Raw genomic sequence first — 24,318 nt, forward strand, 5'->3', positions numbered from 1 at the left:
ATTGCGCGGAGACTTGTCATCGTGCGGCGACCATTGCCGCGTACAAAGAAACAGGCAAGAGGTATCTTCACGCCTGGCTTCCGTTGGTGGTCACAGGCCCGTGACAAGGGGGTGTCAAAGCTTCACCCGGCGCAGGCGCAGCGCGTTTGTGATGACCGAGACCGAGGACAGGCTCATCGCCGCGGCGGCGATCATGGGCGACAGCAGGAGCCCGATGAAGGGATAGAGGATCCCCGCCGCGACGGGCACGCCGGCGGAGTTGTAGGCGAAGGCGAAGAAGAGGTTCTCCTTGATGTTGCGCAGCGTCGCGGTGGCCAGCTTGCGGGCGCGGACGATGCCGACGAGATCACCGCCGAGCAGGGTGATCCCCGCGCTCTCGACCGCGACGTCGGCGCCGGTGCCCATGGCGATGCCGACATCGGCGGCGGCGAGTGCAGGAGCGTCGTTCACGCCGTCGCCCGCCATGGCGATGTAGGCGCCCTGCGCGCGCAGCTCCTCGACCAGCGCCTTCTTGTCCTGGGGCAGGACGCCGGCGCGCACATCGTCGATGCCGAGATGGCGCGCGACGGCCTCGGCGGTGCGCTGGTTGTCGCCGGTCGCCATGATGACCCGCAGGCCGAGCGCGTGCAGGTCGCGGATGGCGCCCTCGGTCGTTTCCTTGATCGGGTCGGCCACGGCCACGAGGCCGACGAGGGCGCCATCCAACGCCACATACATCGCCGTCTTGCCGTCCGCGCGCAGGGCGTCGGCGTTTTCCTCGGCGGAGGCGGCGTCGATCTTCAGCGCCTCCATGAGCGCGCGGTTGCCGAGCGCCACGTCCCGGCCGGAGACACGGCCGGTCACGCCCTTGCCGGTGACCGCGTCGAAGTCGGTGACGTCGCGCCGTTCGGCGTTGCGCTCCCGCGCGCCCTGCACGATCGCTTCGGCCAGCGGATGTTCCGAGCCGCGCTCGAGGGCCGCGGCGAGGGCGAGCACCTCGGCCTCGTCGGTCTGCCCGAGCGCGAGCACGTCGGTCAGACTGGGCTTGCCCATGGTCAGCGTGCCGGTCTTGTCGACGATCACGGTGTCGACCCGCGCCATGCGCTCGAGCGCCTCGGCGTCCTTGATGAGCACGCCCGCCTGCGCGCCGCGCCCGGCGGCGGTGGTGATCGAGATCGGCGTCGCGAGGCCCAGTGCGCAGGGGCAGGCGATGATGAGAACCGAGACCGCCGAGGCGATGGCGAAGGCGAGGGCCGGGTCCGGACCGAAAGCCAGCCAGGTGAAGAAGGCGAGCACCGCGATGCCGACCACCGTGGGCACGAAGATCGCGGACACGCGGTCGGCGAGGCCCTGGATCGGCGCGCGCGACCGGCGGGCGCCCGCGACCATGTCGACGATCTGTGCCAGCACCGTGTCGGCGCCCACCTGCGTGGCGCGGATCGCCAGCGTGCCGTTCCTGTTGATCGTGCCGCCGGTGACGCGGTCGCCCTCGGTCTTCTCGACCGGGACCGGCTCGCCGGTGATCATGCTTTCGTCGACCGAGGAGCGGCCCTCGACGACCTCGGCATCCACGGGGATGCTGTCGCCGGGGCGAACGCGGAGCATGTCGCCCGCGACCACGTTCTCGAGCGGGGCATCGTATTCGGCTCCGTCCGGCAGGATGCGCCGCGCGGTCTTGGGGGCGAGGTCCAGCAGCGCGCGGATCGCGTCGCCGGTGCGTTCGCGGGCGCGCAGCTCGAGCACCTGGCCCACGAAGATCAGCGCGACGATCACGACGGAGGCCTCGAAATAGGTGCCGACGCCTTCGCCCATCCGGTAATCCTCGGGGAAGACGCCGGGCAGGAAGGTGGCGAAGAGCGAGTAGACATAGGCCGCGCCGACGCCGAGCGAGATCAGCGTCCACATGTTGGGCGACATGTTGCGGAACGAGTCGAGTCCGCGCCTGAAGAAGGGCAGCGCCGCCCAGAGGACGATGGGGGTGGCCAGCAGGAACTCGATGTAGGTGGCGATGCGGTGGCCGAGCCAGTCGCGCACCGGCAGGCCCACCAGCTCGCCCATGGTCAGGATGATGAGCGGTACGGCCGCCGCCGCGCTGATCCACATGCGGCGGGTGAAGTCGGTCAGCTCCTCGGAGGGCTCGTCGGTGGGCACCATGGGCTCCAGCGCCATGCCGCAGATCGGACAGGCGCCGGGCTCGTCGCGCACGATCTCGGGGTGCATCGGGCAGGTCCACTGCGTGCCCGGCTGGACGTGCTGCCCGGCCTTGTCGGCGTTGCCCGAGGCGTAGAACCACGGATCGGCCTTGAACTTCTCCTCGCAGCCTTCCGAGCAGAAATGATAGGTCTCGCCGCCGAACGCCTGCGTCCGGGTGTCGCCGGTCACCTCGACGGTCATGCCGCAGACCGGGTCCGTCGCGGTCTGCGCGCCTTCGGAGATATGCGCGTCATGGTCGTGATGAGAGTGATGGTGGTGGTGTTTCGCGTGTTCGGACATGACCGTCTCCTTCTCACACGACAAGGCATAGGGCTTCCAGTCACTGAAGGGTCAAGGGCCATGTTGATGGTGATGACGCGGCGGCGGGCGCAGCCGCAGGAAGACGTGCTCGAAGACGAAGACCACCGCCATCCCGGCGACGGCGATCAGCACGATCGACGGGTCTGCCTGCCATTTCATCGCCGCGAAAGCAGCAAGCACCACGGCGTCGAGCCCGATGGCCGTCAGCAGGATCCAGCCGCGGGCGCCGACTTCCTCGCGCAGGTTACGGAAAACGCCCCAGTGGATGAGGATGTCCATGACCAGGTAGAAGAACGCCCCGAGCGAGGCGATGCGGCTGAGGTCAAAGAAGACCGTCAGCAGCGAGGCGATCACCACCGTGTAGACCAGCGTGTGGTCGCGGATGACGCCGGGCATCCCGAAATGGCTGTGCGGGATCATCTTCATGTCGGTGAGCATCGCCAGCATCCGCGACACGGCAAAGACGCTCGCAATCAGGCCCGAAGCCGTGGCAACCAGTGCAAGCGCGACTGTGAGGTAGAAGCCGGTGCGCCCGAGCGCGGGTTCGGCGGCCTCGGCCAAGGCATAGTCCTTGGCAGCCACGATCCGGTCGAGCGGCAGACTGCTGCCGACGGCAAAGGCGACCAGCAGGTAGACCAGCGTGCAGACCGCGATGGAGATGACGATGGCGCGGCCGACGTTGCGGTGCGGCTTGGTGATCTCGGCGCCGCTGTTGGTGATGGTGGTGAAGCCCTTGAAGGCGAGGATGGCCAGCGCCATCGAGGCGACAAAGCCGGCTGCACCCGTCGTTTCGCCGCCGCGGCCCGTGGCCTCGAAGCTGAACCCGCCGGCCCAGAGCGCCGCCGCGCCGAAGAGCGTGATGCCCCCGACCTTGAGGGCGGCCATGAGGACCGACAGCCACCCGACCGAACGGTTCCCCGAGATGTTGACCAGCCACGCGAAGAAGATCACGCCGACACTGATCGCGGGCACCAGCCAGGTGTCGCGGGGCATGTCGAGACCGCGCAGCAGGTAGTTGGCGAAGGTCCGCGCCACGAGGCTTTCATTGATCACCATCGAAAGCGCCATCAGCAGCGCGGCGCCGGCGGCGACGGCGGTGGGCCCATAAGCCTTCTGCAGGATCATCCCGATCCCGCCCGCCGAGGGGTAGGCGTTCGACATCTTGATGTAGGTATAGGCGCTGAAGGCGGTCACGACCGCGCCGGCGATGAAGGCGAAGGGAAAGAGCGGGCCGGCCAGGTCGGCGATCTGCCCTGTCAGCGCGAGGATGCCGGCGCCGATCATCACGCCGGTGCCCATGGCGATGGCGTCGAGAAGGGTGATGCTGTTTTCCCGGTAGTCGGAGCTCATCTGATGTGTTCCTTGTCCTGTATCTGTTCGGTCTGCCGTCGGTTCGCGCCCGTTCCGCCGCGCAGGGCGAGCAGCACCAGCGGCACCGCGGTCAGCAGCCCGAGGCCGAGGGCGATCCATTCCGCCGTGCCGAAATCGCCCTGCACGGCCACGCTGCCGAAATGCGCGAGCACGAAGCTGGCCGGCAGGATCCCGGCCAGGGTGGCCAGCGCGAAGCGCCAGAAGTGCAGGCGGCTCAGCCCGGCGGCGTAGCTCATCGCGTCGAAGGACACGAAGGGCAGCAGGCGGCTGACGAAGACGGTCAGCGTCAGCGCGTTCTGCGAGCCGAGCAGGCCGTAGTCGCGCTTGTCGCCGAGCATGCGCTCGACCGCGCCGCGGCCGGCCCCGCGCGCGATGAGAAAGGCCGAGACCGCGCCGAGCTCGGAGCCGAGCGCGACATAGGCCGCACCCGCGTAATGTCCGTAGGCCGCCCCGGCGGCGAGCGCGATCGGCGCACTGGGCAGCGGGCTGGCCACGACCGCCGCCGTCATCAGGCCGATCACGGCAAGCGGCCCCCACGGTCCGGCGCCCGCGACCCAGCGGGCGACGGTCTCACGGTCGAGGCCATCGGGTGGCCAGCCGGCCAGCCAGGCCACGACCAACGCGGCCAGCAGCAGGACCCCGGCGCCCGCCGCGACGATCCTGAGTGTCCGCTTCCCCGTGGCTTCCGTCATTCGTTCTCGGCGCGTCGCCAGCTCCTCTGGCACACGGTGAAGAGGTAGGTGGCCGACCAGGTCAGGATCATGAAGCCGCCCAGGGATTGAAGCATGGTCACGATCCTGATGTCACCGGCGAGCTCGATCTGCGTGTAGCCCAGCGTGGTGAAGTTCACCCCGGTCAGGTAGATGAGGTCGGCCCAGGACAGCGGGGCGGAGGCGGGTCCGCCCAGGCCGTCCCAGCCCAGCAGCCACCGGTTCGCCGCGGCGAGGCCAAGGATCTCGGCGACGTGGAGAAGCAGCAGACCGATGAAGGTCGACTGTATCGCCATCGTCGAGCTGGAATCCGGCCGCGGCGCCGCCCGTCCGAGGGCGTAGAGGGCGTAGTGGTGGACAAGGCCCACGAGGGCGACGAGGCCCACTCCTATGGCAATCGCGGCAAGTGTCATGACCGGACGGGATCAGGCGGCATCGACGGCACCGATCAGCATGTCGCGGACCTGGCCGGCGACGGTGTGCAGGTCGTCGTTGTCGATGGCCGTCATCGAGGCGACGGGGTCGATCGCGCTGATCTCGGTCCCGCCATCGGTCTCGCGCAGGATCACGTTGCAGGGTAGCATCGCGCCGACGCGGGGCTCGATCCCGATCGCCTCGTAGGCCATCTTCGGGTTGCAGGCGCCGAGGATGCGGTAGCCGTCCATTTCGGCGCCGATCTTCTTCTTCATCGTCTCCCGGACGTCGATTTCGGTCAGGACGCCAAAGCCGGCATCCGAGAGCGACGCGCGGAGGCGCGCCTCGGCATCGTCGATGGAGACGCCTTTCAGCAGGCGGTCGTGCGTGTAGCTCATGGAACTGCTCCTTTCCGATTGGTCGGGCCCGGTCCGGCGGACCGGGCCACGGGTCAACGCAGTGCAGCCGATTCAGTTCTGGTCCGGCATGCCCTGCATCATCGGGCGGTCGCCCGTGTCATCGCCCTGCATCATCGGCCGCCTGTCAGGCTCGCCGCCGCGCATCCGGGCCACGCGGCCGGCGAGGGCCTTCATTTCCCCGGAGGTGATCGTGCCATCACCGTCCGCGTCAAGATGCTGGAAGCGGTCGACCATGGTCTCGCGCAGCATCGCGGCGTGCCACTCGGCGAACTCGTCGAGGTTCAGCGCGCCGTCGCCACCCGCGTCGTAGTCCTCGAGGCGCGACTGCATCATCTGGCCGGGCATGTCGTTCATCATGTCCGGTCCCATCATCATCTGCATCATGTCGCGGTCCATCATGGACATTCCGCCCATGCCGGGGCCGCCCATGAACCCCATGCCCGTGCCCGGGCCCATCGCGTCCGAGCCGTGCATCTGCATCATCATGCGCATCATGTGCTCCATCATCTCGTGCCCGTCGCCGCCCATCGGCATGGCGTCGCGGCCCATGCGCGGCTCGTCGGCGCCCATGCGAGGCCCCGAGCCATCGCGATCGTGGTGGCCGCTGTCGGCCAGGGCTGCTCCGGTGGTCAGCACGGTGATCGCGAGAATGCTTGCTGTTCGTGCCAGTGTCGGCATGGAATCCTCCTTTGTTCGGGTCGATAACCCATGACATCGCCATGATTGCGCAAAATTGAATGTAAGTGCATCAGCGGAATTGTAACGGTCTGTCGCAGAGCGGTTGCCTGATACAAACCGCTACAATTCCATTGATGAAACCCGGTCCTGTATTCCGGTAAAATCAGGGGCATGGGCCAGCCTCCGCATATTCTTGTCGTGGACGATCACGCGCAGATCCGCGAGAGCGTGACGCGCTATCTCGCGAAGAACGGGATGCGCGCGACCGCGGCGAAGGACGCCACCGACATGGATGCGAAGCTCGCGGCCGGTCATTTCGATCTCGTCGTTCTGGACGTGATGATGCCCGGCGAAGACGGGCTCTCGGCTTGCCGCAGGCTTGCCGCCGAGGGCGCGGTGCCGGTCATCATGCTGACCGCTCTCGGAGAAGAGCCGGACCGTATCGCAGGGCTCGAGATCGGGGCCGACGACTACCTCGCCAAGCCGTTCAACCCGCGCGAACTGCTGGCCCGGATCAGGTCGGTCCTGCGGCGGAGCAGCCGGGGTGAGCCCCTCGCCGGCAAGCTGGCCGGGCGGAGGGTGCGGTTCGAGCATCTCGTGCTCGACACCGACCGGCAGATCCTCGTCGACGACGAACAGGGCGAGATCCCTCTCACCGACTCCGAGTTCCGGCTGCTGGTCGTCATGCTCGAGCGCGCGCGGATGGTGCTGAGCCGCGACCAGCTGCTCGACCTGACGGCCGGCCGCACGGCGGGACCGCTCGACCGGACGATCGACAACCAGATCAGCCGCCTGCGCCGCAAGATCGAGCCCGATGTCCTGCGTCCGAGGATCATCAGGACGGTGCGCAACGGCGGCTATTGCCTGGCCACGGACGTGGAGGAGCAGGCGTGATCTCGCGACATATCAGTTCACTGCGGGTCCAGTTGATTCTGATCGTCGTCGCGGCACTTGTCGCGGGCCAACTGGTCAGCCTGTTTCTCTTTGCCGATGAACGAAGCCTTGCGATCCGCGCCGCCCTGGGGTTCGAGGCGGCAGGCCGGGCGGCGAACGTGGCGCGGCTGATCGAGGAGGCGCCGCCCGACCTTCACCCTTCGATCGTCAGGGCCGCGAATTCGCCGCTCGTGCGCTTCGATCTGTCCGGAATCGCATCGGTTCAGCATTCGGATCATTCCGACGGCGGTCTTGTCGAGGCCCGGATCCGGACCCTGCTCGACGACAGCTACAGCCGCGATATCCGTGTCGAACTGCACGAGGTCGAAGGCCAACTGATGCCGCTGCCGAACCTGTCGCGCGAAATGACCGACATGCACATGGCGATGATGCGGGGCGAATTGACGGCGGTCGAGATGAACCTCTCCATCGCGATCCGGGGCGGGCAGTGGCTGAACGTCGGAACCCGGTTCGAGCGTCCGCCGATCCAGTGGCCGCTTTACTCGATGCTGACCTTCGCCATGTCGGCGGGGCTTCTGCTCGTCGTGGTGATCTGGTTCGTCATGACGCGCCTGACCGGCCCGTTGCGGCGGCTGGCCCGCGCGGCCGACAGCCTTGGCCGGGGCGAGGACGTGGCCGAGCTTCCCGTGGCGGGACCGACCGAAGTGCGCGACCTGACCGGGGCCTTCAACCGCATGCAGGACCGCCTGACGCGGTTCGTGGGCGACCGGACGCGGATGCTGGCCGCGCTGGGGCACGACCTGCGCTCGCCGCTGACCGCCATGCGCGTGCAGGCCGAGATGGTCGACGACACCGAGACCCGCGACAGCCTCGTCGCCTCGGTCGAGGAAATGCAGGGCATGGTCGATGCGACGCTGACCTTCGCGCGCGGGTTGACCGGGTCCGAGCCGCCCGAGACCGTCGATCTGCACGACTTCCTCCAGGCCCTGTGCGCGGACATGCCCGGCGGGTTCGCCATCGACGCCGGCCCCCGGATCGAAGCGCGCCTGCGGCCGAATGCCATGCGGCGGGCGCTGCGCAACCTGATCGAGAACGCCATCCGCTACGGGGGCGGCGCCACAGTCGGTTGGCATCGCCAGGGCGATACCCTCGTGGTGACGGTCGAGGACGATGGTCCCGGCATTCCCCGGGACAAGCTCGAGAAGGTCTTCGACCCCTTCTACCGGATCGAGGAGTCGCGCTCGCTCGAAACCGGGGGGCACGGCCTGGGCCTGTCGATCGCGCGGACAATCGTCCAGGCGCATGGCGGTGACATCACGCTCGAAAACCGGGAAACCGGCGGGCTGCGCGCGGCGATCTCGATCCCGCTCGCCCCGAAACCACCTGAAGAAAGGAGAGAACGATGACCTTCAAACTCTGGAGCATGACCGCCCTTGCGAGCCTTGCCGCCTCGCCGGCCCTGGCCGATCCCGACGGTTCATGGGACGGGCACATGATGTGGGGCGGCGGCTACGGCGTCTTCGGCGGCCTGATGATGCTGGTCTTCTGGGGCGTGATCATCGCCCTGATCGTGCTGGCGGTTCACTGGCTGCGCGACAACAGCGGCACCGGCGGCAAGTCCTCGGACGCGCTCGAAACCCTGCGTCAGCGGCTGGCGAAAGGTGAAATCGACGAAGAGGAGTTCCGGCGGCGGAAGGCCGCGCTCGAGGAGTGAGGCGCGAGGCGTGACGCATCAGGACCAGTGAAAGACAGACAGAGGGACAGACATCATGATACCTGAAATCGGGCATTTCGCCCTCGCGTTGGCCTTGTCCCTCGCTGTGGTCCAGAGCGTCATGCCAATCCTCGGGGCCTCACGCGGCAACGTGCGGTGGATGCAGTCTGCCCGGTCTTCCGCGATCGGGCAGGTGTTTTTCGTTGGAGTGGCCTTCGCGGCGCTGATGCGGTCATTCGTGGTCAGCGACTTCACCGTCAGGAACGTGGCGGAGAACTCGCATTCCCTGAAGCCACTGCTGTTCAAGATCGCGGGGACCTGGGGCAGTCACGAAGGCTCGTTACTTCTTTGGGTGCTGATCCTGACGGTATTCGGTGCCGGCGTGGCCGTGCTGGGATCGAACATCCCGGCAGCCACGAAGGCGCGCACGCTGTCCGTGCAGGCCTGGATCAGCGTCGGGTTCCTGTCTTTCCTGCTGTTCACCTCCAATCCGTTCGACCGCGTATTCCCGCCTCCCGCGGACGGCAGCGACCTCAATCCCCTGCTGCAGGACGTGGGGCTCGCGATGCATCCGCCCTTGCTCTATTTCGGCTATGTCGGGTTCTCGATCGTGTTTTCCTTCGCCGTCGCGGCCCTGATCGAGGGACGCATCGATGCCGCCTGGGCGCGATGGGTCCGGCCCTGGACCCTGGCCGCATGGATGAGCCTGACCGCGGGGATCGCCCTTGGGTCGTGGTGGGCCTATTACGAGCTGGGCTGGGGCGGCTGGTGGTTCTGGGATCCGGTCGAGAACGTCAGCTTTATGCCCTGGTTGCTCGGCACGGCACTCCTGCATTCGGCCATCGTGACCGAGAAACGCGATGCATTCAAAAGCTGGACCATTCTCCTGGCCATCCTGACGTTCTCGCTGTCGCTTCTGGGCACCTTCATCGTGCGCTCGGGGCTGCTAACCTCGGTCCATGCCTTCGCCGTGGATCCGGAGCGGGGGATCTACATCCTCGGGCTCCTGGCCCTTTCCATCGGCGGCTCGCTGACGCTCTACGCTTGGCGCGCGCCGGTCATGGAGGGCGGCGGATTGTTCCGTCCAATCAGCCGCGAGGCCGGGCTTTTGGTCAATAATCTGATCCTGGCGGCCGCAACCGGAACCGTCCTGTTCGGAACCTTGTATCCCTTGCTCCTCGAGGCCCTCACGGGCGACAAGATCTCCGTCGGACCGCCCTTCTTCAACGCGGCGTTCGTGCCCATGATGCTCGTGCTCGGCCTTTTCATGGGTGCCGGCCCCTTCCTGTCATGGAAGCGCGCGGATCTTGCCGGCGTTCTTCAACGGGTCCGGTTCGTCGCCGGGCTGGCGGTTCTTGTCACTCTCGCCGTCTGGTACCTGATCAGCGGCGGTCCTTTCCTGGCCTATGTTTCCATTCTGATCGCGGTATGGCTGCTTCTGGCGACTCTCCGGGAATGGGCGTTGCGGATCAAATTCATGGAAGCTCCTCTGAGCGAGACGCTGCGCCGGGCGCGCAATCTGCCGCGTGCATCGCACGGCATGACGCTGGCGCACGTCGGCCTCGCCGTGGCAATGATCGGCATGATCGGATCAAGCGCTTGGAAGAGCGAAGAGATCGTCTTCGTCACGCCGGGGACCGACGTAACGATCGCCGGATTCGACGTGACCTTTACCGGTGCCGAGCGTCTGCGCGGCCCGAATTACATCGCGGATCGCGGCAGGCTCGAGGTCCGGCGAGACGGCGAGCCGGTGACAACGCTCTACCCGGAGCGGCGGAGCTATCCCGTGGCGCAAAGCACGACCACGGAATCCGCGATCCGGTCGACACTTGCGGGCGACCTTTATGCTTCGATCAGTGAGCCCGCCTCGGAAGAGGCGGCCAGCGGCGAAGCCTGGACGCTGCGCATTCTCTACGAACCGCTGGTCAATTTCATCTGGCTCGGTGCCTTGATGCTGGTGGCAGGCGGCGCGCTCTCGCTATCGGATCGGAGGCTGCGCGTGGGGGTGCCGCGTCGAACCCGCCCCCATGGCGACCTGCGCCTGCCTGCAGAATAGGAGACCCCATGAAACGCCTGTTTGCAGTGGTGCCGTTGGCTGTCGCCGTAGTGCTCGGAGGATTTTTCCTCTGGGGGCTAAACCCCGAACGCGACCCGAGCGAAATTCCGTCGGTCCTGATTTCGCAGCCCGCACCGGAATTCGATCTGCCTTCCGTTCCCGGTGTCGATGTGCCGGGCCTGGGGCGCGCAGACCTGACGGACAACCCGGGCCCCGTGGTCATCAACGTCTTCGCCTCGTGGTGCGTCCCGTGCAAAGCCGAGCATGCCGTGCTGACGCGGTTCGTCGAGCGTTACGGCCTGCGTCTCTTCGGGATCAATTACAAGGACGAACCCAAGGACGCCGCGACCTGGCTCTCGGATCTGGGCAACCCCTACGCGCGGATCGGCTCGGATCGTTCAGGACGCGCGGGCATCGAATGGGGCATATCCGGCGTCCCCGAAACCTTCATCGTCGGCCGCGATGGGACGGTGCTCTACCGCTATGTCGGCCCCATCGTGGGGGAGGAGGCTGTCGCGAAGTTCACCACCGCACTGACCCAGGCCGGGGCCCTTGACCGGGAGTTGGGCTCATGATCCGGGCCCTGTTTCTGATCATCATGCTGGGGTTGCCTGGGCTGGCGAATGCCGTGGAGCCGGACGAGATGCTGGCTGACCCGAACCTCGAAGCGCGGGCCCGCGAGATATCGAGGGAGCTGCGCTGCGTCGTCTGTCAGAACCAGGATATAGACAGTTCGAATGCAGGCGTGGCGCGCGACCTTCGCCTTCTGGTGCGCGAGCGGTTGACGGCGGGCGACAGCGACACGGAGGTCATCGACTTCGTCCGCGCCCGCTATGGCGATTTCGTCCTGTTCAAACCTCCGTTCAAACCGCAGACCTACGCGCTCTGGATCGCGCCGTTCGCTCTGCCCGCTGCCGCATTCGTGATTGGCGGAATACTCCTCTGGAGAGCACGGCGACGCGCTTCGGTCGAGGACCTCAGCGATGAGGAAGAGGCGCTCGTCGCCGAGGTCCTCGCAAGACATGGTAGGAGAGACGAAAAATGATCTGGGTTGCTTTCCTTGTGATGGCTCTTGTCGCGACAGCTTTCGCGCTCTTTCCGATCTTCAGGACGGATACGGCGGCCGTCGTTCGCTCCGACGCGGTCCCGGCGGTGCTCGCCGATCAGCTGGAAGAAGTCCGGCGTGATCTGGACCGTGGTCTTATTTCCGCCGCCGAAGCCAAGGCTGCGGAGCTGGAGATCAAGAAACGCATTCTGTCTGTCGTTCGCAGAACAACGAGTGAAGAACATGGTCCCGGCGCAGGCGGCGGACGGGCCGGCGCGATCCTTGCCGCGCTTTTCGTCCCGCTCATGGCCTTTGGATACTACACCGTGAACGGGGCTCCTGACGTCCCGGCCCTGGCATTCGGGGAGAGGGCCCCCGAGCGCGCGGAGGAGGCCCGGATCGTGGACTTGGCGCAGCAACTCCATGATCGCTTGCAGAACGATCCGAATGGCGGCGCGAGCGAAGGCTGGATGCTTCTCGGTCAGACCTACATGCGGATGCAGCGCTTCGAGGACGCCGTGAGGGCCTTCGAGACGGTCGCGGATCGCTCGGATGCAACCTCGGCGACCTGGTCGATGCTGGCAGAAGCCTTGATCGGGGCCAACGCCGGGACGGTGGTTCCGCGCGCCGAGGCGGCAATCGAACGTGCCCTGGAGATCGACGCAATGAACCCGGCGGCCACATTCTACGCCGCGCTGGCCGAAAGTCAGGGAGGCGACGACGCCAAGGCCTACGATCTGCTCACGACCCGCCTGACGGAAGCAAACGGATATGCGGCCTGGATGGATAGCTACGTGGCCCGGATCAATCGGCTCGCACAGGCGACAGGCAAGCCGCGCGTCGCGGTTTCGGACTACGCGTCCGAAGCTCCGCGCGGTCCCAGTGCCGCAGACGTTGCGGCGGCGCGCGACATGTCCGAGGACGACAGAGCCGACTTTATCAGGTCTATGGTCGATCGTCTTGCATCCCGGCTGGAAGCGGAACCGGACGACCTGGACGGGTGGATGAGGCTTGGCAATGCCTACAAGGTCCTGAACGAGCGCAAGAACGCCATCGAGGCCTACAGCCGTGCGCAGGAACTGCTGGAAGCCGCGGCTCAAGACGACCCTCGAAGACAGATCGTCGAGAAAGCTCTCCGGGATCTCCAGGGGTGACGTAGTGCCGAAGGGGCCTGAGATGGCCTTTTCAAGGATCTGCCGCGGTCATCTGCCGGACAAGGCGGCCGCCCGCTGGATCGATGGTGAAGGACACGGCAAGGAGGAGAGAGCGATGAGTTCGCATGGCAACCCGCACGCCGGCCACATGCCTTCGGGCGGTCGGGGCATGGCAATTTCGGCCTGGCTGACGGGCGTGTATTTCGTGATCGAGATGGGCATCGGCTTATGGACCGGGTCGATCGCGGTGATCTCGGACGCGTTCCATACCTTTTCGGCTGTCGGCGGCGTGCTGGTCGCAATTGCCGCGGCTCGGCTTGCCAAGCGCCCGGCAGACGAATCCTTCAGTTTCGGCTGGTATCGCTCGGAGATCATCGGTGCGCTGGTCAACGGTGGCTTTCTGCTCGGCATGGCACTGGTCGTCATCTACATGGCTGCGATGCGCCTCGGGTCGCCGATAGACCTGCCGACCGGGCCGATGCTGATCGCGGCTGCGGGCGGGCTCTTCACCGAGGTGATCTCGCTCTGGCTGATCTGGCAGCAGAGCAAGACCGACCTCAACGTGCGTGGCGCTCTCTGGCACATCATCCAGACCTTCGTCGGGAGCCTTCTGATCATCGTAACGGCACTGGTCATCAAGTTTACTGGATTCCTACTGATCGACCCGATCCTCGGCATGGCATTCGGGGTCGTGCTGCTGTGGGCGAGCTGGGGCATCCTGCGCGACGCGGCGCGGCTGCTGATGGAGGGCACGCCCGACGAGGTGGATTTGCGAGGGGTGATCGAGGCGCTGGAGGCAATGGACGGAGTGCAGGATGCCCATCATGTCCACGCCTGGACTCTGACCAGCGGGCGCAACGTGTTTTCCGGACATCTGAGGGTTTCTCAAGACGCCGATACGCAGGCACTGCTGAAAGATGCGAATACGATGTTGAAATCGGATTTCGGTTTCTTCTTCGTCACTCTTCAGATCGAAACCCGGTGCCTGGACGAGAGCGGCGCCAAGAAGATCGACGTGACCCGTGGTGCTGCCGAGACGGGAGGTGAACCATGACCGCAAGGGGCCGAGGATCGGAGCCGTCACCTCGGCTTCGTGTCGCGCGACAGGTCGTCCGTCAGACTGTCAGACGTGCAGTGCGCAGCGGCATTGCCAACCGGCAGTTGACGGACACGCAGGGCCGCCCGATCCGCTGGCTCGGTCCTGAGATCCATTCCTATCTGGCCGCAATGGATGCGGAAGCGGTTGCTCGTCGCCCGCACGCGCGGTTCGACGAACTTGACCGCTTCGGGAACCGCCTGATGGTCGAGATGGCGATCTGGACCGTCGCGGCCGACCGTGCATTGAGGAAATCGGGCATTTCGCCTGAGAGCGCGCGACAGGTGGTGGCCGACCTCGGCTGGGAAATCTACCGCAGGATGCTGAGCCTCACCTCTCTGCCCGTGCGGCTCGTGACGAGGGATCCCGGACGGCGCCTTAGGTGGACCATCCGAATACTGCTGGTCTTTCCCTTCAGCGCCCCCGGAGCGCCCGGATACGAGGTGCAAGCGCGGCGTGAGGGCGATGACATCCTGACCCATTTCACCTGCTGCCCGCCCCAGAGTTTCGTTCGCCGGGTGGCCGAGACGGAGGGCGATCCCGACGCGCTGGAGACCTTCCGCCGCAGCTGGTGCACCTACGATTGGCCGGGCGCCGACCTGATTGCAAGCGATGCTTCGCGGGGCCATTACCGTCGTCCGCACACGCTGTCGCACGGCGACTCCGTCTGCGACATGTGCTGGGCAGCGCGGGCACGGTCTGCTTAGGCTGGAGGTTTCATGCGCACGCTACTGCTGCTGGCCCTGATCACCGTCTCCGAGGCGACGATCGGCATATTCGTCAAGCTCACCGGCGGACTGATTCCCATCCACACCTTGAACTTCTACGCGTTGCTGACGGCGACATTGTTCCTCATGCTGACGATGCCCGTCCTGAATGGTGAGCCTTTGCGGCTGCCTCGGGGAAACATGACCGACACCGTGATCATCGGCGTGCTCATTGCGACGCAGATCAGCGTCTTCAACCTGGCGATGACGCTTGTTCCCATCGCGAACGCCGTGATTTTCTGGAGCGTTGCACCGTTCTTTACCTTCATCTTGTCGGCCATTTTCCTGAAAGAAAGAGCGACCCTCGGGAATGTCCTGACCTTCGGGATCGCGATCGTCGGCATCGTTCTTGCCAAGCCGCTGTCCGGCGGACACATGCTCGGCAATCTCGTGGCGCTGGTTGATGGAGCCGTCTATGCCGCGATGGTCACCTACATGCGGCACGAGGGAAAATCCGAGACCGGAAACGACATTGCCTGGTCGATGCTGGTGGCCGCGCTGATCCTTGCCCCTTCGGTGCTGATCTTTGGGCCCGGACAGGTCTTTTCACCAACGCCAGGCATGGGGGAGGGCGGGGTCCCGGTCGGCATCTGGGCTCTGGCGCTGGGACTCGTCTCAACGGGCTTCGCCTATTTCGGGATCTCCCTGGTCCTCAAGAGGCTGAACGCCAATGTCTATTCGCTGATCGACATTATCGTCTCGCCGGTCGTGGCGACCCTGCTTGGTTTCCTGATCCTGGCGGAAATCCCGGCGGCGAGCACCGTTTATGGTGGTGCGCTCCTGCTGTTCGCCGGGTTCCTGCTCACCTGGCAGACCACGCGGGACACCCCGAATATCGCGGTTCACCCGTGCCAATGCCAGGCAGCGTCCGCGTAGCGTCGGGGGTCACCAGTCCTGATCAAGAAGGCCAGACGTGGTCGCCCGGTCGCCCGAGGCGGAGCGCAGCGCGTTGATCACCGCCTCACCCGACAGGATTTCCGACAGCACGATACCGTCAGGGACGCCCGGGCCGTAGACGGCGTTGAACGGGATGCCGTAGCGATCAAAACTTTCGAGATAGCGAGAAATGGTCTCGTCCGGTCGCGTCCAGTCGGCCTGCATCGGGACGGTGCCCTCGGCGCGCAGCGCGGTCAGCACGGGATCGCGCTCGATGACCAGTGCCTTGTTGGCCTTGCAGGTGAGGCACCAGTCGGCCGTAACATCGACGAAGACGACCTCTCCGCGCGACACGCGCCGCGCGATTTCCGCCCGGTCGAAGGGCATCCAGCCGAGCGAAGAGACCGCGACTTCGGTCGCTTCTGTTTTGGTCAACTGGGGAACTGCGATCAGGGACAGCCCGGCGCATGCGGCGACGATCGGCCAGCGGGCGGCCGAGGGCAGACGTGGGACGGAGAGAGCGACCGCCAGCGCCAGCGCCAGCCCGCCTACGGCGGCTGCCGCGGCTGTCCCAGCCACCCCTGCCATCACCCAGAGAAGCCAGGCCACCGTGGCCATGAGCAGGCCCCCGAGGAGAAACCTCAACGCCACCATCCAGCGCCCGGGCTTCGGCAGGAGCGAAATGGCGCCCGGCACGGCTGCGACCAGGAGGTACGGCACGGCCAGCCCGATCCCGAGGCTGGTGAAGACGATGAAGATATCGATACCTCGCCCGGCCAGTGCGAAGGCGATGGCCGTCCCGAGGAACGGGGCCGAACATGGCGTCGCCATGACAGCGCCGAACATGCCGGTCAGGAAATCCGCGGCATGCCCGTGTCCGCGTCCGGAATTCGCCAGCCGCGTCTGCAGGCCGGAGGGCAGGCTGAACTCGAAACCGCCCAGCATGTTGGCAGAGAAAACCGACAGCAGCAGCACCATCGCCGCAAGGAACAGCGGGTTCTGGAATTGCAGCCCCCAGCCGACCACGACACCGGCCCGCTGCAACAGGAAGAGGATCAGCGCCAGCCCCCACATGAATGTCAGGGCGCCCCCGGCGGCGGCGAGGAAGCCCGCGCGCACCGTGCGCCTATCCTGCTCGCCGTGTTTCATGACCGTCGAGAGCTTTATCGAGAGGACCGGCAGCACGCAGGGCATGACGTTCAGGATCAGTCCCCCGAGGAAAGCGACCAGTGCGATCCAGATCAGGGTTTCGATGCCGGGGGCGGCGGTCGCGATGCTGAAAGGTGGGGCAGGGGCTTCGGCAGCACGGTCCGGCGTGACGGTGAAGGCTCGGTCCGGGCCGTCTGTCACCGTGAGGACCGGATCGTGAAGCGTCGCGTCGTCGGTCGAAAGGACCGGCAGCGTGGCCCACAGTCTGCGCCCGCCGTCGCCAAGCCGGACATCGGGTTTGCCGAGAGCGTTGTCTGCGCCGAGTTCCGGGAAGACGTCCGGGTCCTTGAACGGTGTGGCGCTGCGAAGCGAGATGGTGAGCGCGGTCGTCTGGTTGTCGAGATGGAAAAGCGCCTGATCGACGCCGATGCCGTCCCCCTCAGCTGGAACGCGCGCCAGAAAGCCGGCGATACGGTCGGCGACCGGCTGATCGATTCCGTTACTGGCCGGCAGATCGAGGCTCAGGTGGAAATCCCGCGGCACGCAGACGTCTGAACAGACGAGCAGCGAGACTTGCGCCTCAAGCTTTGCCGGCTCTCCCGGTCGTGCGAGTTCGATCCGGAGCGGGAAGACGACTTCGCCGTGGTAGCCGAAGTTCTCGATACCGAAGGCCGTGAAGCGCTCAGGGGCGGGCCAGAGGAATTCCACCTCCGCGATGTTCTCCGATCCCGCCCAATCCACCGATGGTGAGATGCCGACTTCACCTGGTGACCGCCAGTAGGTCTTCCAACCGTCGCCAAGGTCCAGGTCCAGCCCCCCTGATAGGGTTCGGCCGCTGTCGGGCACTCCGTCCTGGGCAGAGATCAACCGCGCCGTGACGGCGGGGGACTCATATGGCTGCGAGGACGCGGCATGGACGGCTGGGGTAGTGCCGAGCGCCGCGGCCGCAATGACCATGACGAAACGATATGTCGTCAGCATGTTATGGAGCATCTTTCGGGATTCCGTAAGTGGCGGGCAACGATCGGCGATCTCCCAGACAAGCGGACATGCCGTGAAGCTCGTTGCAACGCCACCGGCAGAACAGGACCCGTGGTCGCGTGATCGCTGTCGTCTTCGACAGGGGGGATCATGACCCAAACACGAAGCCCTGGCGGCCGTCATCGCATTCGAGCCTTCGCAAGTCCGTGCCCGTTCTGTCCGTCACGCGACACCCCCGGGGAAGAGCGACACCCTCTTCCCGGGTCGACAGCGCGCCGGTATCGCGAAAGCACTCGGCAAGAGAGGCCGAGCATCCGCCGAGCGCAAGCAGCAATGCGCTAACCTTCAAGACTTGTGGCGTGGACACCCGGGCTCCCCGTCCGACTTTCGTTCCCTGGCCGATCGTCGGCAACCGGTATGGGCTCAGCGATGAGCTTGGGAGCTGTTTCACCGTCCCCATGGCAGGACTTGCCCATCATCCTGTGCATGACAACATGGCCCCCGGCGCACAGGATCAACGGGGCGAAAATCCCGGCATTGGCCCAGAGACCTGAAACGCTACCTCCCGTAACGAAGAATGCGCCGACGGGGATCAGCATGACCGCGCAGCAGGCCATCATGCCGTATCGCATGAGCTTGTTGCCTTGGGGGTTGCCAGGTCGATTTGCGTGTATCATGGTCGCCTCATCCTTCAGAAATTGTTGCTTCATTTGCCGCCCTCCCGGAGTGGAAGGTCAAGGATACAAACCGATACATTTCTCGCAGGCTTGTCAGGTTGTCGCACGCACCTTCTCGGGTATTCATCTTCTTGGAACAGGCAAGGAAGAAGGACACAGGCAGATGAAGGCAGATCGTTCGATCAACTTGAACCGGCGCGGACTGATCGGCGGTGCTCTCGCCCTGATAGCCACGCCGGGTATCGTTCACGCCGCCGCCGATAAGGCGCGGCGCAACATTTCGTCGTTCCGCACGCACGACTGGCGCGATCACTTCGACCGGATCGGAAACGGCATCATCATCGCCGACACCACGTCGAGGATGCTCCAGCACTGGACGGGAGACGGCGAGATGCGCATCTACCCGACCTCCGTCCCGCTGACCGAGGACCTCACCCGCCGCGGCTACACCGAGGTTGTCGAAAAACGCGAGAACCCGGGCTGGGGCCCCACGGCGTCGATGCGGGAGCGCGATCCGACCTTGCCCGCTTACGTCGAAGGCGGCGACCCGCGCAATCCGCTCGGCACGCGCGCGCTTTATCTCTCGTGGCAGTACTACCGGATCCACGGCACGCAGGACACGCGCAAGATCGGGCGCCGCTCCTCGAGCGGTTGTATCGGCCTCTACAACCGGCAGATCGAGGAGGTCTATGAAAGGGCGCCCGTAGGAACCCAGGTCAAGCTCATCTGAGTTTCGGAAAGAGAAAGAAAGACAGGTACATGGACAAGCTGACCGTGATGGTGGCCGTCGTTCTGGCCGGGGGGCTCGGAATTGCGGGCTGGCAGTTCCTGCAGCCCGCGGCCGCGCCGACGGGGCATTCGATGACACCGCCTGACATCAGTGAGGTTGCCGAAGGCGCTCCGATTGCGGAGGTCAGCCTGCCGGAAGAGCTTTCCGGCAACGCCCAACTGGGGAAGAAGATCTTCGAGGCCAAGTGTTCCAGTTGCCACGGTCAGAGCGCAGCCGGACAGAATGGAGTCGCGCCGCCACTGGTTCATAAGATCTACGAGCCGAGCCATCATTCCGACATGGCGTTTGTCGCGGCGGCTCAGAACGGGGTGCGGTCGCATCATTGGGATTTCGGCAACATGCCCCCGGTCGAAGGCGTGACGCCGGGCGACGTCAAGATGGTCGTGGCCTATGTCCGCGAACTGCAGCGGGCAAACGGGATCGAGTGATGATCCTGCGGCGTGCGAACGGATTGCTGAACGCCCTGGTTCTGCTTGCCGTGATGTTCGTGGCGGGCGTGCCCGATACCGCGTCGGCTCACGCGGACGATCACGCGCCGTCCCGCTCGGCGGCCCTGCATGAGGCACATGACTCACCGGTCCACCAGTCGGACGAGGAGGGCGCGGGGCATTGCCATCCCGGGCTCGACTGCTTCACGGCCGCCGTTTTCATCCTGGCGGTGGACATCACGCCGCCTGAATTCGTCACCACGACGGCATACCTCACGCCGTTCCACATGGTTGACGACGTTCGCCCCGACATGGACCTCCCGCCGCCGCGCCGGCATTCCTGAACAACCCATGAACCGGAATTCAGGACGACGGAGTAACGATACGATGAAGAGAACGACCATTCTGGCAGCAATCGCCGTGACTGGAACGGCGGCGGCCGCCCTCGCACACAGCGGCGCGACGGGCATCGTCAAGGAACGCATGGAAGCAATGAAGGCCATGGGCGACGCCGTGAAGACGGTCACCCCGATGATGCAGGGCGAGGCCGAGTATGACGCCGATGTCATGCGCGACGCCGCGCGCACCTTCCAGGAGCATTCGGGCGAGGCCCTGACCGAGCTGTTCCCGGAAGGCTCCGACGGGGCACCCTCCGAAGCCAAGGACGTGATCTGGTCGGACTGGGAGCGGTTCGAGGAGCTTGCGAGGTTGCTCGACGTCTACGGCGAGGGCCTGGAAGGCGCCGCCGGCAACGGCATGGCGGGTGGCGGCAACATGGGCGCAGGATCCATGATGGGCGGCAGCTCCGGCATGGGGTCCGGCTCCATGATGGGAAGCGGGTCCATGATGGGCTCTGGCTCGGGCATGATGGGCGATGACGCGTCCGACATGATGAGCGCGGAGGACATCGCCGAAATGCCGGCCGATGCGGCGTTCAACATGACGACGCAGGTCTGCTCGGCCTGCCATTCGCGGTTCCGGGCGGAAGACGACTGACCATGCGTCGGATAATCTATTGGTCGGTCGGGGCGGCGGCGCTTGGCGGCGCCGCCCTGGCCGCGGTGATCGCATGGCCGGTCGGCAGCGCACCCGCGCCGATCGAGCTGGAGGGTAACGTCGACAGGGGGGCCTACCTGGCGCGCGCCAGCGGCTGCATCGCCTGTCATTCGAATTTCGAGGTAGGAGGCGCTCCCCTGGCGGGCGGCGCTCCGCTCGAGACGGATTTCGGCACCTTCTACCCGTCGAACCTGACCCCGGACCCGGAGCACGGGATCGGAGACTGGACGGCAGAGAGCTTTGCCAAGGCGGTTCGCCAGGGCATAGGCCCGGACGGCGAGCCTTATTTCCCGGCTTTCCCCTATCCGTTCTATGCCGAGTTCTCGGACCAGAACATTGCCGATCTCTGGGCCGCGTTCCAGACCGTCACGCCGGTGGCCGAACCCGCGCCAGAACACGACGTCAGCTTCCCCTTCGATCAGCGGTGGGGGCTGAAGCTCTGGCGCGCCGCGTTCTTCTACGAGCCCAACACGGAACCGCTGCCCGACCGCAGCGACGCCTGGAACCGGGGCCGTGAACTGGTGCGTGGTGCCGCGCATTGCGGGGCCTGCCACACGCCGCGGAACCTGGCGGGTGGCCGTGACCTTGGCGCCGTCTTTGCCGGCAATGCCGAGCTTCCGGGCGGTAGCAAGGCGCCGTCCATCCGGGCCGAAGACCTCGAACAGAACGGATGGACGGTCTCGTCGCTGGCCTATGCGCTGCAATCGGGCGTCACGCCCTCGGGCGACGCATTCGGCGGCAGCATGGCCGAGGTTGTTCGCGAAGGCACGCGGTTCCTGTCTTCACAGGATCGCGAGGCGATGGCGATCTACCTGTTCGACGCGGAGGTAGGCGGGGCCGACGACATCGTGAAGGAAGAAGGGGAGTCCGCAGAGCGGAAGACCCGGATCGACTGAGAGAACGGCGGGGCCATCGGCCCCGCTCTGAAAGGAATGAACCGATGATAGCCACAAGGCGTGATGCCCTGAAACTGGCCGGACTTGCTGGGCTTGGCGCGGGCCTTCCGCGGGGGCTCTTCGCCGCCGAGGAGAAGCCCGAACTCGCGGCGCAGGTCGCTCGGCTTCAATTGCTGCCCGAAAGTTACCCGCAGACCGAGGTCTGGGGCTATGGCGGCACCATCCCGGGACGCGAGATCCGGGTGGGGCAGGGCCAGCGCCTGCGCCGGCGCTTTGTCAACGACCTGCCGCAGGCCAGTTCGATCCACTGGCACGGGATCCGCATCGACAATGCGATGGACGGGGTGTCAGGCCTGACGCAGGACGCCGTCGCGCCAGGCGGCACCTTCGACTACGATTTCGTGACGCCGGATGCCGGGACCTACTGGTATCACGCGCACAACAGGTCCTGGGAACAGGTGGCACGCGGACTGCATGGCCCGCTGATCGTCGACGAAGCCGAGGCGCCGGATGTCGATCGCGAAGAGGTGCTCGTTCTCGACGACTGGTTGCTGAATCCCGAGACCGGCCAGATCGACGACAGTTTCGGTCATCCGATGATGATGAGCCACGGCGGACGCACAGGGAATTACGTCACCACCAACGGGCGCTACAACCTGTCGCTGCCCGTGCGACGGCACGAGCGGCTGCGTCTTCGGCTGATCAACGCATCGAACGCCCGGATTTTCCCGCTGAAGCTGTCGGGGCTGGAGGGCTGGATCGTGGCCCTGGACGGGATGCCGCTCGCCACGCCAGCCCCGGTGGAGCATGTCCTTGTCCTTGGCCCGGCACAGCGGACGGACCTGATCGTCGACGTTTTGGCAGAAGAAGGGGAAACGGCAGACCTGGTCCATGTCGGCGATGCCGAGAATTTTTCGCAGGTCGTTTTCACTGTGTCGGGCACGGCCAGCCAGACGCGGCGCGCGGCGCCCGTGGCCCTGCCGCCGAACCCGAAGATGGATCTGCCGGACCTGGCCGGGGCGACTCCGCTGCGGCTCGTCATGTCGGGCGGCGCGATGGGGCGCATGGACTCCGCCATCCTGAACGGCGAACGCATGGCTTTCCGCGAATTGGCGGCCGCGGGTCGGTTCTGGGCATTCAACGGCGTGGCAGAGATGACAGATACGCCGCTGGCCGACTTGGGGCTGGGCGAGACCGTGCTGCTGGAGATCGTCAACGACACCGTTTTTCCCCACGCCATGCACCTGCACGGCATGCATTTCCGAGAGGTGTCCGAGGACGGCGCGTTGGGACCGCTTCGGGACACGATCCTTGTTGGCGGCAGGGAGACGCGCGAGATCGCCTTCACCGTCGACAATCCCGGCGACTGGCTGTTCCACTGCCACATGCTCGGTCACGCGGCCTCGGGCATGACGACATGGGTGCGGGTCACATGAGGGGCGTTGTCATCGGGACAGTCTTCGCGGTTCTTGCGGCTGCGGGCTTCTGGTTCGTCCTCGGGCAGGGGACGACCGAGAATGCCTCTGCGGCGCCGGTGGACATCGCCGAAGGCAAGGCGCTCTACGCCGAGAACTGCGCCTCCTGCCACGGAGCCGAGCTTGAGGGCCAGCCCGACTGGCGCTCACCCGGCCCCGATGGGCGTCTGCCGGCGCCGCCGCATAACGAGACGGGTCATACCTGGCATCACCCGGACAGCGTCCTGTTCGACTATACCAAGCTGGGCGGAGAGGCCCTGATGGCGCAACGTGGCATGGAATTCGGCAGTGGCATGCCGGGTTTCGGTGACAGCCTGACGGATCAACAGATCCGAAACATTCTGGGTTACATCCGCTCGACCTGGCCCGAAGACGTGAAACAAGCCCAGGCAGAACGAACGAAAGCGGACAATGGAGCGAACTGAAATGACGCTGAAGAAACCGATCCTTGCGCTGGCGATGGCAGCCCTGCTGCCGATGCCTGCGCTCTCCCAGGAGCTTGACGAGGCGCGGGTCAAGGAACTGGTCCTCGAGGCGATACGCGAGAACCCCGAGATCATCATGGAGGCGGTCGCGCTGCTCGAACAGCGGCAGGCGGATGCCCAGGCCCAGAACCAGTCGGACGTGCTGCGCAACCAGCGTGACCTGATCGAGCATGATCCGAACGCGCCCGTGCTCGGCAACCCGGACGGCGATGTGACCGTGGTGGAGTTCTTCGACTACAACTGCCCCTATTGCCGCCGCGCAAAACCGGAGATCCGGGCCCTGATCGAGGAAGACCCGAACGTCCGGCTCGTCTACCGCGAATGGCCCATCCTCGGCGAAGGATCCGTCTTTGCCGCCAAGGCGGCGCTCGCGGCCCGTGCGCAAGGCAAATACGAAGACTTTCACTGGGCGATGATGGCGATTGATGGCCGCGCGAACGAAGCCTCAGTCATGCGTGTCGCCGAAGACGTCGGGCTGGACCTGGATCAACTGAGACAGGACATGGAGGCCCAGGAAGTTGCCGAGCACATTGAAACCTCGATGCGCCTGACGCAGGCGCTCGGGTTCAATGGGACGCCGTCCTTCGTCATCGGCGACGCGCTCGTGCCCGGCTTCGTCGAGAAAGAGCGTCTCTCCGATCTGGTGAGCGAGGCACGCGATTCTTCGCAGTGACGGTAAGCTCTGCGCCAGCGA

Annotated in this window: 26 protein-coding genes; 18 read left to right on the plus strand and 8 right to left on the minus strand. The window is 65.7% G+C overall.

Features of this window, described 5'->3' with window-relative positions:
* Positions 1-114: 114 nt before the first annotated feature.
* The 6 genes from GLS40_RS10335 to GLS40_RS17835 all read right to left on the minus strand — a co-directional run bounded on the left by GLS40_RS10335 (position 115) and on the right by GLS40_RS17835 (position 6,085).
* The gene (locus tag GLS40_RS10335) at positions 115-2,472 is read right to left on the minus strand and encodes a heavy metal translocating P-type ATPase (RefSeq protein ID WP_202076085.1); all 2,358 of its coding nucleotides are present in this window, start codon (positions 2,470-2,472) and stop codon (positions 115-117) included.
* Between the two features lie 51 nt (positions 2,473-2,523).
* Positions 2,524-3,843, minus strand: a complete 1,320-nt coding sequence (locus tag GLS40_RS10340; protein ID WP_107978294.1) for an APC family permease — start codon at positions 3,841-3,843, stop codon at positions 2,524-2,526.
* On the minus strand, positions 3,840-4,556 hold the full coding sequence (locus tag GLS40_RS10345) for a TVP38/TMEM64 family protein (RefSeq protein ID WP_076695422.1): 717 nt from the start codon (positions 4,554-4,556) through the stop codon (positions 3,840-3,842). Before GLS40_RS10345 ends, GLS40_RS10340 begins: the two co-directional genes overlap by 4 nt.
* On the minus strand, positions 4,553-4,987 hold the full coding sequence (locus GLS40_RS10350) for an ion channel (protein WP_076695420.1): 435 nt from the start codon (positions 4,985-4,987) through the stop codon (positions 4,553-4,555). The genes GLS40_RS10345 and GLS40_RS10350 overlap by 4 nt, the downstream gene beginning before the upstream one ends.
* Before the next feature lie 12 nt (positions 4,988-4,999).
* Entirely contained in the window at positions 5,000-5,386 is a 387-nt protein-coding gene (locus GLS40_RS10355) for a DUF302 domain-containing protein (protein ID WP_076695418.1), read from the minus strand.
* A 72-nt stretch (positions 5,387-5,458) separates the two neighbouring features.
* Positions 5,459-6,085 carry a penta-EF hand family protein gene (locus tag GLS40_RS17835; protein ID WP_188758773.1) on the minus strand — a complete coding sequence of 209 codons (627 nt, stop codon included), beginning with the start codon at positions 6,083-6,085 and terminating at the stop codon, positions 5,459-5,461.
* 171 nt (positions 6,086-6,256) lie between these two features.
* Between GLS40_RS17835 and GLS40_RS10365 the strand changes: the two genes are divergently transcribed.
* The 10 genes from GLS40_RS10365 to GLS40_RS10410 all read left to right on the plus strand — a co-directional run bounded on the left by GLS40_RS10365 (position 6,257) and on the right by GLS40_RS10410 (position 15,687).
* Entirely contained in the window at positions 6,257-6,979 is a 723-nt protein-coding gene (locus GLS40_RS10365) for a response regulator (RefSeq protein WP_107978293.1), read from the plus strand.
* Positions 6,976-8,385: an ATP-binding protein gene (locus tag GLS40_RS10370; protein WP_107978292.1), complete on the plus strand. Its 1,410-nt coding sequence runs from the start codon at positions 6,976-6,978 to the stop codon at positions 8,383-8,385. The genes GLS40_RS10365 and GLS40_RS10370 overlap by 4 nt, the downstream gene beginning before the upstream one ends.
* Positions 8,382-8,693 carry an SHOCT domain-containing protein gene (locus GLS40_RS10375; RefSeq protein ID WP_235905881.1) on the plus strand — a complete coding sequence of 104 codons (312 nt, stop codon included), beginning with the start codon at positions 8,382-8,384 and terminating at the stop codon, positions 8,691-8,693. Before GLS40_RS10370 ends, GLS40_RS10375 begins: the two co-directional genes overlap by 4 nt.
* A 55-nt stretch (positions 8,694-8,748) precedes the next feature.
* Complete coding sequence (locus tag GLS40_RS10380; protein WP_107978291.1) at positions 8,749-10,749, plus strand: heme lyase CcmF/NrfE family subunit; 2,001 nt, start codon at positions 8,749-8,751, stop codon at positions 10,747-10,749.
* 8 nt (positions 10,750-10,757) lie between these two features.
* Positions 10,758-11,324 (plus strand): DsbE family thiol:disulfide interchange protein, encoded by a 567-nt coding sequence (locus GLS40_RS10385; RefSeq protein ID WP_107978290.1) that lies wholly within the window; start codon positions 10,758-10,760, stop codon positions 11,322-11,324.
* A complete protein-coding gene (locus tag GLS40_RS10390) occupies positions 11,321-11,794 on the plus strand; it encodes a cytochrome c-type biogenesis protein (RefSeq protein ID WP_107978289.1) in 474 nt (157 codons plus the stop codon). Before GLS40_RS10385 ends, GLS40_RS10390 begins: the two co-directional genes overlap by 4 nt.
* Positions 11,791-12,948, plus strand: a complete 1,158-nt coding sequence (gene ccmI / locus GLS40_RS10395; protein ID WP_160382700.1) for a c-type cytochrome biogenesis protein CcmI — start codon at positions 11,791-11,793, stop codon at positions 12,946-12,948. Before GLS40_RS10390 ends, ccmI begins: the two co-directional genes overlap by 4 nt.
* Positions 12,949-12,970: 22 nt before the next feature.
* Positions 12,971-14,002 carry a cation diffusion facilitator family transporter gene (locus GLS40_RS10400; protein WP_456238985.1) on the plus strand — a complete coding sequence of 344 codons (1,032 nt, stop codon included), beginning with the start codon at positions 12,971-12,973 and terminating at the stop codon, positions 14,000-14,002.
* Positions 14,003-14,082: 80 nt separating this feature from the next.
* Positions 14,083-14,751 carry a hypothetical protein gene (locus tag GLS40_RS10405; RefSeq protein WP_107978287.1) on the plus strand — a complete coding sequence of 223 codons (669 nt, stop codon included), beginning with the start codon at positions 14,083-14,085 and terminating at the stop codon, positions 14,749-14,751.
* Positions 14,752-14,763: 12 nt separating this feature from the next.
* Complete coding sequence (locus GLS40_RS10410) at positions 14,764-15,687, plus strand: EamA family transporter (RefSeq protein WP_107978286.1); 924 nt, start codon at positions 14,764-14,766, stop codon at positions 15,685-15,687.
* A gap of 9 nt (positions 15,688-15,696) precedes the next feature.
* On the opposite strand, the gene GLS40_RS10415 is transcribed toward GLS40_RS10410, so the two are convergent.
* Positions 15,697-17,817 (minus strand): protein-disulfide reductase DsbD family protein, encoded by a 2,121-nt coding sequence (locus GLS40_RS10415; RefSeq protein ID WP_107978285.1) that lies wholly within the window; start codon positions 17,815-17,817, stop codon positions 15,697-15,699.
* A gap of 338 nt (positions 17,818-18,155) precedes the next feature.
* The gene (locus tag GLS40_RS10420; protein ID WP_235905882.1) at positions 18,156-18,527 is read right to left on the minus strand and encodes a DUF2933 domain-containing protein; all 372 of its coding nucleotides are present in this window, start codon (positions 18,525-18,527) and stop codon (positions 18,156-18,158) included.
* A gap of 130 nt (positions 18,528-18,657) precedes the next feature.
* Between GLS40_RS10420 and GLS40_RS10425 the strand changes: the two genes are divergently transcribed.
* The 8 genes from GLS40_RS10425 to GLS40_RS10460 are packed head-to-tail and all read left to right on the plus strand — an operon-like array spanning position 18,658 to position 24,297.
* Positions 18,658-19,224 carry a L,D-transpeptidase gene (locus GLS40_RS10425; protein ID WP_076695400.1) on the plus strand — a complete coding sequence of 189 codons (567 nt, stop codon included), beginning with the start codon at positions 18,658-18,660 and terminating at the stop codon, positions 19,222-19,224.
* A gap of 29 nt (positions 19,225-19,253) precedes the next feature.
* Positions 19,254-19,712, plus strand: coding sequence for a c-type cytochrome (locus GLS40_RS10430; protein WP_076695398.1), 459 nt, complete (start codon positions 19,254-19,256; stop codon positions 19,710-19,712).
* Positions 19,712-20,056 carry a hypothetical protein gene (locus tag GLS40_RS10435; protein ID WP_107978284.1) on the plus strand — a complete coding sequence of 115 codons (345 nt, stop codon included), beginning with the start codon at positions 19,712-19,714 and terminating at the stop codon, positions 20,054-20,056. Before GLS40_RS10430 ends, GLS40_RS10435 begins: the two co-directional genes overlap by 1 nt.
* Positions 20,057-20,099: 43 nt before the next feature.
* Positions 20,100-20,708, plus strand: a complete 609-nt coding sequence (locus GLS40_RS10440) for a c-type cytochrome (protein WP_107978283.1) — start codon at positions 20,100-20,102, stop codon at positions 20,706-20,708.
* 2 nt (positions 20,709-20,710) lie between these two features.
* Positions 20,711-21,664, plus strand: coding sequence for a c-type cytochrome (locus tag GLS40_RS10445; RefSeq protein WP_107978282.1), 954 nt, complete (start codon positions 20,711-20,713; stop codon positions 21,662-21,664).
* A gap of 44 nt (positions 21,665-21,708) precedes the next feature.
* Positions 21,709-23,100: a multicopper oxidase family protein gene (locus tag GLS40_RS10450; RefSeq protein ID WP_107978281.1), complete on the plus strand. Its 1,392-nt coding sequence runs from the start codon at positions 21,709-21,711 to the stop codon at positions 23,098-23,100.
* Positions 23,097-23,564, plus strand: coding sequence for a c-type cytochrome (locus GLS40_RS10455; protein ID WP_107978319.1), 468 nt, complete (start codon positions 23,097-23,099; stop codon positions 23,562-23,564). The genes GLS40_RS10450 and GLS40_RS10455 overlap by 4 nt, the downstream gene beginning before the upstream one ends.
* 1 nt (position 23,565) lies before the next feature.
* Positions 23,566-24,297 carry a DsbA family protein gene (locus GLS40_RS10460; RefSeq protein WP_076695387.1) on the plus strand — a complete coding sequence of 244 codons (732 nt, stop codon included), beginning with the start codon at positions 23,566-23,568 and terminating at the stop codon, positions 24,295-24,297.
* Positions 24,298-24,318 lie beyond the last annotated feature (21 nt).

The organism is Pseudooceanicola pacificus (assembly GCF_009789075.1).
Lineage (GTDB): Bacteria > Pseudomonadota > Alphaproteobacteria > Rhodobacterales > Rhodobacteraceae > Pseudooceanicola > Pseudooceanicola pacificus.

Excerpts from the sequence above, each read along its gene's own strand:
- GLS40_RS10375 (WP_235905881.1), top strand. The coding sequence starts at position 8,382 with ATGACCTTCAAACTCTGGAGCATGACCGCCCTTGCGAGCCTTGCCGCC.
- GLS40_RS10350 (WP_076695420.1), bottom strand. The coding sequence starts at position 4,987 with ATGACACTTGCCGCGATTGCCATAGGAGTGGGCCTCGTCGCCCTCGTG.
- GLS40_RS10345 (WP_076695422.1), bottom strand. The coding sequence starts at position 4,556 with ATGACGGAAGCCACGGGGAAGCGGACACTCAGGATCGTCGCGGCGGGC.
- GLS40_RS10440 (WP_107978283.1), top strand. The coding sequence starts at position 20,100 with ATGAAGAGAACGACCATTCTGGCAGCAATCGCCGTGACTGGAACGGCG.
- GLS40_RS10425 (WP_076695400.1), top strand. The coding sequence starts at position 18,658 with ATGAAGGCAGATCGTTCGATCAACTTGAACCGGCGCGGACTGATCGGC.
- GLS40_RS10335 (WP_202076085.1), bottom strand. The coding sequence starts at position 2,472 with ATGTCCGAACACGCGAAACACCACCACCATCACTCTCATCACGACCAT.
- GLS40_RS10355 (WP_076695418.1), bottom strand. The coding sequence starts at position 5,386 with ATGAGCTACACGCACGACCGCCTGCTGAAAGGCGTCTCCATCGACGAT.
- GLS40_RS10410 (WP_107978286.1), top strand. The coding sequence starts at position 14,764 with ATGCGCACGCTACTGCTGCTGGCCCTGATCACCGTCTCCGAGGCGACG.
- GLS40_RS10415 (WP_107978285.1), bottom strand. The coding sequence starts at position 17,817 with ATGCTGACGACATATCGTTTCGTCATGGTCATTGCGGCCGCGGCGCTC.
- GLS40_RS10340 (WP_107978294.1), bottom strand. The coding sequence starts at position 3,843 with ATGAGCTCCGACTACCGGGAAAACAGCATCACCCTTCTCGACGCCATC.
- GLS40_RS10450 (WP_107978281.1), top strand. The coding sequence starts at position 21,709 with ATGATAGCCACAAGGCGTGATGCCCTGAAACTGGCCGGACTTGCTGGG.
- GLS40_RS10455 (WP_107978319.1), top strand. The coding sequence starts at position 23,097 with ATGAGGGGCGTTGTCATCGGGACAGTCTTCGCGGTTCTTGCGGCTGCG.
- GLS40_RS10435 (WP_107978284.1), top strand. The coding sequence starts at position 19,712 with ATGATCCTGCGGCGTGCGAACGGATTGCTGAACGCCCTGGTTCTGCTT.
- GLS40_RS10390 (WP_107978289.1), top strand. The coding sequence starts at position 11,321 with ATGATCCGGGCCCTGTTTCTGATCATCATGCTGGGGTTGCCTGGGCTG.
- ccmI (WP_160382700.1), top strand. The coding sequence starts at position 11,791 with ATGATCTGGGTTGCTTTCCTTGTGATGGCTCTTGTCGCGACAGCTTTC.
- GLS40_RS10420 (WP_235905882.1), bottom strand. The coding sequence starts at position 18,527 with ATGAAGCAACAATTTCTGAAGGATGAGGCGACCATGATACACGCAAAT.
- GLS40_RS10380 (WP_107978291.1), top strand. The coding sequence starts at position 8,749 with ATGATACCTGAAATCGGGCATTTCGCCCTCGCGTTGGCCTTGTCCCTC.
- GLS40_RS10460 (WP_076695387.1), top strand. The coding sequence starts at position 23,566 with ATGACGCTGAAGAAACCGATCCTTGCGCTGGCGATGGCAGCCCTGCTG.
- GLS40_RS10400 (WP_456238985.1), top strand. The coding sequence starts at position 12,971 with ATGGCCTTTTCAAGGATCTGCCGCGGTCATCTGCCGGACAAGGCGGCC.
- GLS40_RS10430 (WP_076695398.1), top strand. The coding sequence starts at position 19,254 with ATGGACAAGCTGACCGTGATGGTGGCCGTCGTTCTGGCCGGGGGGCTC.
- GLS40_RS10445 (WP_107978282.1), top strand. The coding sequence starts at position 20,711 with ATGCGTCGGATAATCTATTGGTCGGTCGGGGCGGCGGCGCTTGGCGGC.
- GLS40_RS17835 (WP_188758773.1), bottom strand. The coding sequence starts at position 6,085 with ATGCCGACACTGGCACGAACAGCAAGCATTCTCGCGATCACCGTGCTG.
- GLS40_RS10385 (WP_107978290.1), top strand. The coding sequence starts at position 10,758 with ATGAAACGCCTGTTTGCAGTGGTGCCGTTGGCTGTCGCCGTAGTGCTC.
- GLS40_RS10365 (WP_107978293.1), top strand. The coding sequence starts at position 6,257 with ATGGGCCAGCCTCCGCATATTCTTGTCGTGGACGATCACGCGCAGATC.